11 protein-coding genes and 2 pseudogenes are annotated in these 10149 nt (G+C 52.3%); 4 read left to right on the top strand and 9 right to left on the bottom strand.

Annotated elements, in window-relative coordinates; all coding sequences use genetic code 11:
• From MVD07_RS02400 to MVD07_RS02390, 3 genes are all read right to left on the bottom strand, one after another.
• Positions 1-137: winged helix-turn-helix domain-containing protein (locus tag MVD07_RS02400; protein WP_366078442.1), on the bottom strand; the 137-nt coding region annotated here is incomplete at its 3' end.
• Between the two features lie 39 nt (positions 138-176).
• Complete coding sequence (locus tag MVD07_RS02395) at positions 177-479, bottom strand: DUF211 domain-containing protein (protein WP_297498150.1); 303 nt, start codon at positions 477-479, stop codon at positions 177-179.
• A gap of 5 nt (positions 480-484) precedes the next feature.
• Positions 485-1066 carry a winged helix-turn-helix domain-containing protein gene (locus MVD07_RS02390; protein WP_297498147.1) on the bottom strand — a complete coding sequence of 194 codons (582 nt, stop codon included), beginning with the start codon at positions 1064-1066 and terminating at the stop codon, positions 485-487.
• Positions 1067-1242: 176 nt separating this feature from the next.
• On the opposite strand from MVD07_RS02390, the gene MVD07_RS02385 reads away from it, so the two are divergent.
• Complete coding sequence (locus MVD07_RS02385; RefSeq protein ID WP_297498144.1) at positions 1243-2652, top strand: acetate--CoA ligase family protein; 1410 nt, start codon at positions 1243-1245, stop codon at positions 2650-2652.
• A gap of 167 nt (positions 2653-2819) precedes the next feature.
• On the opposite strand, the pseudogene MVD07_RS02380 reads toward MVD07_RS02385, so the two are convergent.
• The 3 genes and pseudogenes from MVD07_RS02380 to MVD07_RS02370 form a co-directional block, all read right to left on the bottom strand.
• Positions 2820-2939: pseudogene (locus tag MVD07_RS02380) on the bottom strand (antitoxin); the annotation flags it as partial.
• A gap of 143 nt (positions 2940-3082) precedes the next feature.
• The gene (locus MVD07_RS02375; RefSeq protein WP_297498141.1) at positions 3083-3856 is read right to left on the bottom strand and encodes an MBL fold metallo-hydrolase; all 774 of its coding nucleotides are present in this window, start codon (positions 3854-3856) and stop codon (positions 3083-3085) included.
• Positions 3857-3860: 4 nt separating this feature from the next.
• The gene (locus MVD07_RS02370) at positions 3861-4706 is read right to left on the bottom strand and encodes a DMT family transporter (RefSeq protein WP_297498138.1); all 846 of its coding nucleotides are present in this window, start codon (positions 4704-4706) and stop codon (positions 3861-3863) included.
• A gap of 180 nt (positions 4707-4886) precedes the next feature.
• Between MVD07_RS02370 and MVD07_RS02365 the strand changes: the two genes are divergently transcribed.
• The 3 genes from MVD07_RS02365 (at position 4887) to MVD07_RS02355 (ending at position 8575) form a co-directional block, all read left to right on the top strand.
• On the top strand, positions 4887-6041 hold the full coding sequence (locus MVD07_RS02365; RefSeq protein WP_297498135.1) for a tryptophan--tRNA ligase: 1155 nt from the start codon (positions 4887-4889) through the stop codon (positions 6039-6041).
• 31 nt (positions 6042-6072) lie between these two features.
• Positions 6073-7827: a hypothetical protein gene (locus MVD07_RS02360; protein WP_297498132.1), complete on the top strand. Its 1755-nt coding sequence runs from the start codon at positions 6073-6075 to the stop codon at positions 7825-7827.
• 91 nt (positions 7828-7918) lie between these two features.
• Positions 7919-8575: a fumarylacetoacetate hydrolase family protein gene (locus MVD07_RS02355; RefSeq protein WP_297498129.1), complete on the top strand. Its 657-nt coding sequence runs from the start codon at positions 7919-7921 to the stop codon at positions 8573-8575.
• Here the strand turns inward: MVD07_RS02355 and MVD07_RS02350 are convergent.
• From MVD07_RS02350 to MVD07_RS02340, 3 genes and pseudogenes are all read right to left on the bottom strand, one after another.
• Positions 8572-9171 (bottom strand): phosphate uptake regulator PhoU, encoded by a 600-nt coding sequence (locus MVD07_RS02350; RefSeq protein ID WP_297498126.1) that lies wholly within the window; start codon positions 9169-9171, stop codon positions 8572-8574. The genes MVD07_RS02355 and MVD07_RS02350 overlap by 4 nt on opposite strands.
• Positions 9172-9175: 4 nt before the next feature.
• The gene (locus MVD07_RS02345) at positions 9176-9937 is read right to left on the bottom strand and encodes a phosphate ABC transporter ATP-binding protein (RefSeq protein WP_297498124.1); all 762 of its coding nucleotides are present in this window, start codon (positions 9935-9937) and stop codon (positions 9176-9178) included.
• A pseudogene (locus MVD07_RS02340) lies at positions 9934-10149 on the bottom strand (phosphate ABC transporter, permease protein PstA); the annotation flags it as partial. The pseudogene MVD07_RS02340 and the gene MVD07_RS02345, both read right to left, overlap by 4 nt.

Here is a 10149-nt window from a genome sequence, read left to right as displayed (position 1 = left end):
TTCTCGAGAATTTTAATGTGCCTGTAAATGGTGGTCCTGTCCCTTTCAAGAGCGTCACTGAGTTCCTTAATCGTCATGGGTCTCTGTCTCAATAGTTGGAGGATTTTAAACCTGGTGTCATCCGAGAGAACCCTCACCCTCTCCGGCTCGGTTATTATTATGACCTCCTTCAAAACTCACTCCTCCAGCTTGTCCTGTGGGGTTTCCTCTTCCTCGATGATCTTCCTTCCGGCGGCGACCATGTCTATGCTGTGGACGACGCCGCCGAACTCCTCTATCGTCCTGACTATCTCGTCATAGTCCAGGTCATCCCCGACTATGGTTATTTTGACGTTCTCCGTCTCCTTGTCTATCTCGACGAGGGTTATGTTTACCCCCTCAACGCCCTCAAGTTCGCTCAGACCGAGGGCCAGCTCGGTCACTATCGGCTGGTGGGGTTTCAAAACGTCCAGCACAAGAAGCCTTATCCCCCTTGCCATTCTCCTCACCGCTCTATCCCGAGTATCTCTCCCAGCCTGCGGACGAGGGAGATGAACTCATCATCACGGCCCATCCTGGCCATCGCAAGCCACTCTATCGCGTGGATTATGTCCTCGTCTGAAAAGTCCTTCAGCTTTTCCTCGTTGGCTTCTATCTCCTTGGATATCTCCGTCTTATACTCGTGCTCCTTCTCAAGGAGTCTGTCCATGGTGTTGAGTAGCTCCTCCTCATCAAACTCGTACCCAAGGGCTTTGAATATCTCAAGCTTGGTCTTCAGCTTTGAGCGGGCGAAGTAGCGGAGTTCCTCGTCGCCGAGGTAGAGGTTGATGTAGAAGGCATCCGCCGTTCTGCCGTAGTACTTCTCCACAAGGTTGCCCTTCATCTCCGTTCTCTTGATCTCGACGAGGCCGGCTTCCTTGAGCTTCTCGATGTGGTGGTATATCGTCTGGGGGGTCTTTCCAAGGATCTCGCTGAGCTGGGAAATCGTCATTTCCCTGTTCCTCAGGAGGGCCAGTATCTTCCTCCTCGTGTCCTCAAGCATGAGTTTTATTACTTCCGGGTCTGTGATAACCTTAACTTTAGTCATCTGTCCCACCCCATTTTAACGTTCTAATGGAACTTTTAACGTTCATCTGCATTTAACCTTTTCCCTCCCACAAAGGTTTATATACGTAAAGGGATGTCTCCTTAAGAAAGTCCGGATAAAAAGTCCATCGGGAAGGCTTAAATATGAACTGCCGAAAAAGCTTCGGAGGTGGTACGATGGAGGGGGAAAACCTCGACTTCCTGTTCTACCCGAGGAGCGTCGCCGTCATCGGCGCATCCCACATCCAGGGGAAGGTCGGGAACGCAATAATGCACTCGATAACGCTCCGCTTTGGTGGGAAGGTCTACGCCGTCAACGTCAAGGGTGGTGAGATAGAGGTAAATGGGAAAAAGTTCAAAGTTTACAGGAGCATAAAAGACATTCCGGACGAGGTGGACGTTGCGGTTATAGCGGTTCCTGCGAAGCTCGTACCGGATGTTATAGACGAATGCGGTGAGAAGGGTGTCAAGGGAGCGGTCATCATAAGCGCCGGCTTCAAGGAGGCCGGGAGGGCCGACCTTGAGGAAGAGCTCGTCAGGAGGGCCAGGAAATGGGGGATCAGAGTCGTCGGCCCGAACTGCCTCGGCGTCACCAACCTTGAGAACGGCTTCGACTGCAACTTCAATCCTCCGGAGAGACAGGCCAGGCCACTCTTCGGAAAGGTCGCCTTCATGAGCCAGAGCGGGGCCTTTGGTGCCGCAATCCTCGATTGGGCGGCACGAGAAAAGATAGGCATGAGCAAGTTCATCAGCCTCGGCAACATGGCCGACTTAGACGAGAGCGACTTCATGACCTATCTCGGTGACGACCCGAAGACAGGTGTCATCACCGGCTACATCGAAGGAGTCAAGGACGGCAGGAAGTTCTTCAACACCGCTAAGGAGGTCACCCTCAAGAAGCCGGTTGTTATACTTAAGAGTGGCAGAACGGAGGCGGGAGCAAAGGCTGCCGCTTCACACACCGGCTCTCTGGCTGGCTCCTACAGGATCTACCAGGCGGCATTTGAGCAGGCAGGTGTTTTAGAGGCCAAAACTATGCGCCAGCTCTTCAACTACGCCAAGGCCTTGGCCATGCAGAACCCTGCCCGGGGTGATCGGGTTGCCATAGTTACCAACGGTGGTGGAGCGGGGGTTATGATGAGCGACGGCCTGCTTGAGCGCGGGATGAAGCTGGCGGAGCTCACTGAGGAGACCAACGAGCGCTTTAGAAAAGATATCGAGGAAGGAAAGCTCCCGGAGCACATGAGCTACAGGAACCCGATAGACGTTATTGGCGATGCCCCCTCAAGCAGATACGAGGTTGCCATGAGGTACGCCCTGGAGGACAAGAACGTTGATCTGCTCGTCGTCATAGCCCTCTTCCAGAGTCCAGCTTTGGATGAGGGAATCGTTGAGGCGGTTGCGAGAATGAAAGATTATGGCAAGCCGATAGTCTTCGTTGCCCCAGGTGGAGATTATCCCCACAAGATGGCCAGGAACATCGAGACGAGGGGTATTCCGGTCTACGGGACAGTCGAGGACGGCGTTGATGCAGTTTATGCCCTCGTTAAGTATGGCGAGTGGTTGAGGGAAAATAAAGAACTTTAAATCCTTTCTCTTTCTTCATTTCCTCAATATCTGGAGTCCGGCTACCCTTTTGAAGTCATCATCGAACGTGGCAATCCTTAGAATTCAGAGGTTGAAGCTATAAGGGCATTGTTTGGCAGAAGTCCGGGTGGTATATGAGGACGTTGGAGCCAAAGAACACGTTGTCCTTACCATTCATCCTCAATCTCCTCCTTGCTGAGCTTTATAACCCCAAATGTCCTCCCGGAGATGCTCCGGGGGATTACCTTTACCCTAATCTCTCTGCCCCCTGGAATCTTCATTCTCTTCTTGGGCTTTAATGAAAAGAGGAGCTTTGGGTTTTCTAAGCATGGTTATATATAATTCTTGGAAAAAACTTTAAGTCCACTTAATCCTTCTCCAACCAAAGTGGCTTCTCCCCTCTTGACTTTGACCTCTACAACTTATCTCCCTAAACCTCAACCCACGTGAAGTCCCTCGCGACTTCTCCAACCACTCCCGCTTCCCGTACCTTCTTTTCAAGAACCTCATGGGTGTAGTTGCTGTGGCTTATGTGGGCGAAGACGGTATAGTCGGCTCCAACCCTCTTAGCCAGCTCTATAGCTTCCTTAACCCCAAGGTGGGCTTTTGGTATCGCCTCCCTGTGGGTCATCTCGGCTATGAGCAGGTCAGCCCCTTCCATGGCTCTAATTGCATCTCCATCCTTCAGTATTTCAGGCCCGGTGTCGCCGGTCACCGCTATCTTCCTTCCCTTAACATCGAAAACAAAGCCACCTGCGTTCTCTATGGGCTGATGGACGGTCCTGAAGTGGAAGAAGACCATACCGCCGAGCTCAACCCACTCGTTGAAGGGAATCCCGTGGTAGCGCCATGTCCTGCCGTCAGGGGAAGCTCCACCGAGGAAGAGCAAAGCGAGGCGTTTTGCCGTCTCAACTCCCTGGCTATGGGAATAGACATCAAGCTCTCTGAAGACCTGAAGCTCGGGAAAACCCGCTATATGGTCGAAGTGGGCGTGGGTTATGAAAACCCTCTCGACCCTCCTGTTGAGTCTCCCAAGGTGGTAGTGTAAATCTGGACTCGGGTCGATGAGCGTTCTCTCAAAATAGAGCGAGAACCTCGTCCTTCTGAGGAGGGGGTTTGTCCTAGCCCTTGAGCAGTTCTCGCAGTTGCAGAGCGGCTTCGGCGTCCCGCTGTAGGAGCCAGAGCCGAGGATGACCAGCTTCATTCGCTCACCTCCTCTCGCTCTTCTCAAGGGCCACCAAAAGGGTTCCGGCTATTATCAGGGTTAGACCGGCGATGTGGTAAACGGTGACCCTCTCTCCGAGGAGAACCATTGAGACTATAACTGACAGAACCGGCGAAGGGGTGAGGATTGCGGTGGCCTTGGAGAGGTTTATCCTCGCTATCGAGTAATACCAGAGGGACTGGGTCAGGGCTATTATAGCACCCTCCGCTAAAGCTAAGGGCGTGAAGGCGAAGCCCGTCTTAACTACCGGGATGAGGAGCAGGAGGCCTCCAAAGGTGTTCCTCAGCGTCGCTATTGTCAGGGGGGAATAAGAGGTTCTCTTGGCTATTGCGTGGCCGATCTGCCAGAAGAGGGGAGTTAAGAGGAGCAGGATATCACCCTCCCTTACCTTCACGCCCTTCCCGCCGGTGACGACGAGGAAGACGCCGGAGACGAGGGCAAAGGCCGAGAAAGTACCCTTGGTGGTTATTCGCTCCCTCAGGAAGAGCCATCCGATGAGGAAGGAGTAGAAAACCTCGAAGCGGGTCAGTATGGCTGAGTTTATTGCCGTGCTCATCTTTGTTCCATAGGTGAAGAGGGAGTAGGCTATGGCCGTGGCAAAGAGACCGGTGAGGAATGTCTTCTTCAGCTCTCCCGGTTTTTCTCTGATTTCACCCGTCTTCCCCGTTGCGAGTAGCGGCTTCCAGAGGATGCAGGAGGCGAAGAGCGACGCGGTTGAGGCAAAGGCGAAGGGGTTGACAGGATTGGCCTTTATCACCACTGGCTCAAGGCTTAAGAGAAGAAGGACGATTAAAGCTAACAGCGTTCCCTCCGATTCCCTGCTTGGCATGTTTCTCCCTTTCCGAGAGACCTTTTATCCCTTGTCCCAAATTGCAGAAGGCAAAAACTTTAAATTCTCCACTTCCTTCTCCCCCTCCATGCGCGGTGGTCGCTTTTGGCACTCATGAGTTTCTCTTCTCGACCGCCTTAATCTGGAGTTTCGTTTCCACTGGAAACGGAGGTGCTTTGAATGGAGGAGTTTAAGGTCACGCCATGGGACGTTGAAGGCGTTGTGGATTACGCGAAGCTGATAGAACAGTTTGGAACCAGCCCGCTGACGGACGAGCTTATTGAGAAGACGGTAGAACTTACCAAGAGCGAACTTCCGATATACTTCAGGAGGCGCTTTTTCTTCTCTCATAGGGACTACGACAAAATCCTTGTCGACTATGAGAATGGGAGAGGCTTCTTCCTCTACACTGGGAGGGGTCCGAGCGGGCCTATGCACATTGGCCACATAATCCCCTTCTTCGCCACTAGGTGGCTCCAGGAGAAGTTTGGAGTGAATCTCTACATCCAGATAACCGACGATGAGAAGTTCCTCTTCAAGGAGAAGCTGAGCTTTGACGAGACCAAGCGCTGGGCCTACGAAAACATCCTCGATATAATAGCTGTCGGCTTTGACCCAGACAAGACCTTCATCTTCCAGAACAGCGAGTTCACGAAGATATACGAGATGGCCCTTCCCATAGCGAAGAAGATAAACTTCTCGATGGCCAGAGCAGTCTTCGGCTTCAGCGAACAGAGCAAGATTGGGATGATTTTCTACCCGGCGATACAGGCGGCGCCTACCTTCTTCGAGAAGAGGCGCTGTTTAATACCAGCGGCAATTGACCAGGACCCCTACTGGCGCTTGCAGAGGGACTTTGCAGAGAGCCTCGGCTACTACAAGACAGCCGCTATACATTCCAAGTTTGTTCCTGGATTGACCGGCCTCGGCGGTAAGATGAGCGCGAGCAAACCGGAAACGGCCGTTTACCTAACCGACGACCCGGAGGAGGCTGGCAAAAAGATATGGAAGTTCGCCTTAACCGGTGGCCAGCCAACTCTTAGGGAGCAGAGGGAAAAGGGCGGAAACCCCGACAGGTGCGTCGTCTTCAAGTGGCTTGAGATATTCTTTGAACCGGATGACGAGAAGCTGATGGAGCGCTATAGGGCGTGCAAAGCCGGAGAGCTGACCTGCGGGGAGTGCAAGCGCTACCTCATCAAGAAGGTTCAGGACTTCCTCAAGGAGCACCAGGAGCGCAGAAAGAAAGCCGAGAAGAAGGTCGAGAAGTTCAAGTACACTGGTGAACTCGCCAGAGAGCAGTGGGACAGGGCGGTTCCGGAGGCGTTGAAAGGGTAACCTTTTTATACTCTCTTCTAACTTTTACTCGGTGGTAAATGTGGGTTCCAGACCCATTCTGGCTGTGATTATAATCCTTGTTGTTTTAGTGTCTGGCTGTATCGGAGGGAAAACCTCCACAACATCAACGAGTACTCCCTCGGAGGTTTCGCAGACTGCCACCGCTTCCCAAGTTAAAACTTCAACCACCTCACACTCGGTGCCCCCGTGGGAATATAAGAATGCGAAGGTAATTAATGGGGCCACCATCAGGGATATAGACTTCCACTGGAGGGAAATGGGAGCGTATACAGGGAACCTCTACGTTACCTACTCAAAGGGCATCGTTACCGTGAACTTCACGGGCGTGATGAGGAACGGCAAGGCAAAGGCCATCGAGGTTCTGGAGGAGGTGCCCAACGAAAAGCCCTCGGTTATAAACATCACGGTCATCGTGAACGGAAAGGTCGTTGACCTTGCTTCATCCCCCGTTGAAGTCCACGCATATCCCAAGATTTACAGAGGCCACTTCGGCTATCCACACTCCGGCTGGCTCGTTCTCTACAGGATTCCGGTAAACGAGTCGATTTTCAACCTGACCCTGATTTCAAGGTTCGATTACGGAAAATACATCTCCATGTACAATCCCGAGTGGGCCCTCGCCGTCCCGGTGATTCTTGGCGCCGTCCCGGTGGTGCATAACCTCAGTCTTAACCTGCACTACAGTATCCCCGGTGAGAATCTCGTTATTCCAGCATACGGCATCTTCTCGGGCAGTGGAACCCTGGAGAAGTTTAATGAGCTGGGCAATCTTAGATATGCCTACATCTACCCCGATTTGGTGGTCAAGAACGTTTCTGTTAGGGGCTTCAACGTTACCATGGTCTTCCTCGGGAACTGGTACTCGGGAGACACCTACGAGAAACTCGTCAACGTTACCCGGATAGGACTCAATACCTTCGCGGAATACACCGGCTACGATGCAAAGGGAAGGGTGTGGTATGTACAGCACCCTTACCTAGCCAATTCCTATGCTTCACTCACCCAGAACGCCGTTTACCTCAAGCGTTACCTGGATTACTCTTCAGTGTTCTACGTCCTGTACGAGAACTGGCTCCTGTGGTCGAGGAGTTTCTTATCTCCATCGCTCGTGAACTTCCTAGGCATGTGGCCCATCTTCGTCAGCATGAAGGAAAATAACCCGCAGTATGCCCAAGAATTCGTTAACTTCATGGATTCCTATGCTCTCAGTTATACGTCCAACCTGACGCTGGCTCAGGCAATATCAGGTAATGAATCTGAAAACATCGTCTTTGGCAGGGGCTTCTTCGTCCTCCGCTCCCTGTCAGCAGTCATCGGAAACGAGAGCATTGTTAAGGCTTACCGGGTGATATTCGGGAAGTACAGCCGTAGGGTCCGAGCCAACAGCGTGGACGTTGGAACTCTGCAGAGAGTCTTTGAGAACGTGAGCGGTCAGAGGCTGGGCTGGTTCTTTGACGAATGGTTCAAAACGAACCTCGTTCCCAACTACAACGTCCAGAATTTGAAGCTCGAAAACGGCTCCACATACCGGCTGGCCTTCAGGCTCGTTGACTCCTCGGGCTTCACGATGCCCATAGAGGTTGCGGTCTACGACTCCAGCGGGACTGTCATTGGAAAGAAGAGAGTGTGGGTCAGGAATGGGCTTGGCGAGATGAGCTTCGTCTTGGATAAGCGGCCGGCGAGGATAGTTGTTGACTCCGGCGACTTCATCCTGAATCCTAAGCTTCAGACAACGATTAAAGGGATATCGGTTTTCGTTAACTGACTCCAAGTTTTCTTTCATAAGTATCTTTTTCGTTTTTTCTCTCGTAGGGAAAAGTTTTAACCCGACACACCGGAAGATAAGCGGTGGTCATATGGTCAGGCTCCCATTTAGAGATTCATACTACGAGGTCAGACCCAGCAAGATAATTGCCTTAGCCAAGAACTACGTCGAGCACGCAAAGGAAATGGAGAGCGATGTCCCCGAAAGGCCGGTTTTCTTCCTGAAGCCACCGAGCTCTCTGATTGGCCCCGGGGAGCCGATAATCCTGCCGAGGATGAGTAAGCGTGTTGATCACGAGGTTGAGCTCGCTGTCATAATCGGAAAGCGCGCGAAGGGGGTTCCGGCAGAGAAGGCGATGGACTACGTGTTAGGCTACACGATTCTGCTGGACATCACCGCGAGAGACCTTCAGGCTGAGGCGAGGAGGAAGGGTCTTCCCTGGGCTCTCTCAAAGGGCTTCGACACCTTCGCGCCGGTTGGGCCAAGAATTGCTGATAAAAGAGGGCTGGGGATAGACGACCTGGAGATAGGCCTGAAGGTGAACGGCCATCTGAGACAGCTCGGGAGGACGAGTGAGATGGTCATCAAGGTTCCGGAGATAATAGAGTACATAAGCTCCATCATGACGCTCGAACCGGGCGACATAATAGCCACGGGAACTCCCGCCGGAGTCGGCCCACTGAAGCACGGTGACAAGATTGAGGCTTGGATAGAGGGAATAGGGGTTTTAAAAAAAGAAGTCTACTAAACCCTTTTCCCCTCTTTAATGTAAATAACCTGTGCCCCTATGTCCTTCGCATGGTCACTTATCCTCTCAAGGTGCCTCATGATGAGTGCCTCCACCGGTGAGCACTTTTCTGGGTTCTTTATTCCCTGTAGGGATTGTATATAAAGGTCATCTATCTCCCTGTCGAGTTCAAGGAGCCTTCCGGTGGCTACCTCGTCGAGGTTCTCGAAGGCCTCTACTGCGGTCTTAAGCGCTTCTAGTGTCAGATTAAAGCCCCTACTCAGGAGTGGCGTCATCTCAAAAGGCCCTACAACTTTGGCCGTTCTCTCTATCTCCATAGCGTATCGAGAGATCCTGTAAAGGTCGTAGGAGACGTCTATGGCGCTCTGGATGAAGCGCAGGTCGCCTGCCACCGGCGAGTAGCGGACGAGTAGCTCTGTTGCGATGTTCAGCACCTCTCCATGGAGGATGTGAAGCTCGCTCGATATATCTGCTATGGAATCACCCTCTCCACCGAGGCTCTTACTTGCCCGCTGGAGGGATGATAGGGCATTGTTTCCCATTTCCCTTATGAGTTTTTTAAGCTGTTCAATTCCCATATCGAGGAGTTTTCTCATCCTATCACCCCAGGGCACCCGTGATGTATTTCTCAGTTAGTTCATGCTCCGGGCTTTCAAACACCTTTCTCGTTGGACCCGCCTCTATTAGCTCACCCAGATACAGGAAACCAACATAATCGCTGGCTCTAGCGGCTTGGGCAGGTAGGTGGGTAACTAAAACTATCGTATAGTCCTCCTTTAGCTCAAAAAGAAGCTCCTCTATCTTGGCCGTCCCGACTGGGTCAATGTTGGCAGTAGGTTCATCCATTAGAAGTATTTTTGGCTTCATCGCTAGGGCCCTCGCTATCACAAGCCTCTGCTTCTGACCACCGCTCAGATTGCGGGGGTAGTCGTTCAGGCGATCCTTAACCTCGTCCCATAGGGCCGCTTTTTTGAGTGCCCACTCCACCCTTTTGTCCAGGTCTTCTTTTGACTTTACAAGCCCGTTGAGCTTCAGCCCGATGGCGACGTTCTCGTATATCGTCATGTGGGGAAAGGGGTTGGGATACTGAAAGACCATGCCCACCTGTCTTCTAACCTCGATAGGGTCAACCTCTGGGGAGTATATATTCTTTCCAAAGAGACGAACTTCCCCCTCGACCCGGGTATCCTCTTTCAACTCAAGGAGCCTGTTGAAAGTCCTGAGCATCGTGCTCTTCCCACAGCCGCTGGGTCCCATAAGGGCGAAAATACCCTTCTCCGGAATCTGCAGGTTGACATCTTTTATTACGTGGTTCTGGCCGTAGTAGACATTCAGGTCAACAGTTTCTATTGCGAAGTTCACAGTTTCACCTCCTTAAGGCTCATCCTTAAGGGGATGAAAACGGCGATGAAAATCACCATCAGGACGAGGGAGGCACCCCATGCGGTCGCGTGATCCTGAGGGCTTGGGCTCTGGATTAGTTGATATATCAGGAGGGGAATGGTGCCCACGGGTTTGGTTATTGATGTGGGGTAGGTCTCATAGAGCCCCCCAGCGGTGAACAGCAATGGAGC

It is taken from the genome of Thermococcus sp. (assembly GCF_027008145.1).
Classification (GTDB): domain Archaea; phylum Methanobacteriota_B; class Thermococci; order Thermococcales; family Thermococcaceae; genus Thermococcus.
The sequence above is the reverse complement of the archived record's forward strand: the minus strand, read 5'-3'. Positions and strand labels throughout refer to the sequence as shown.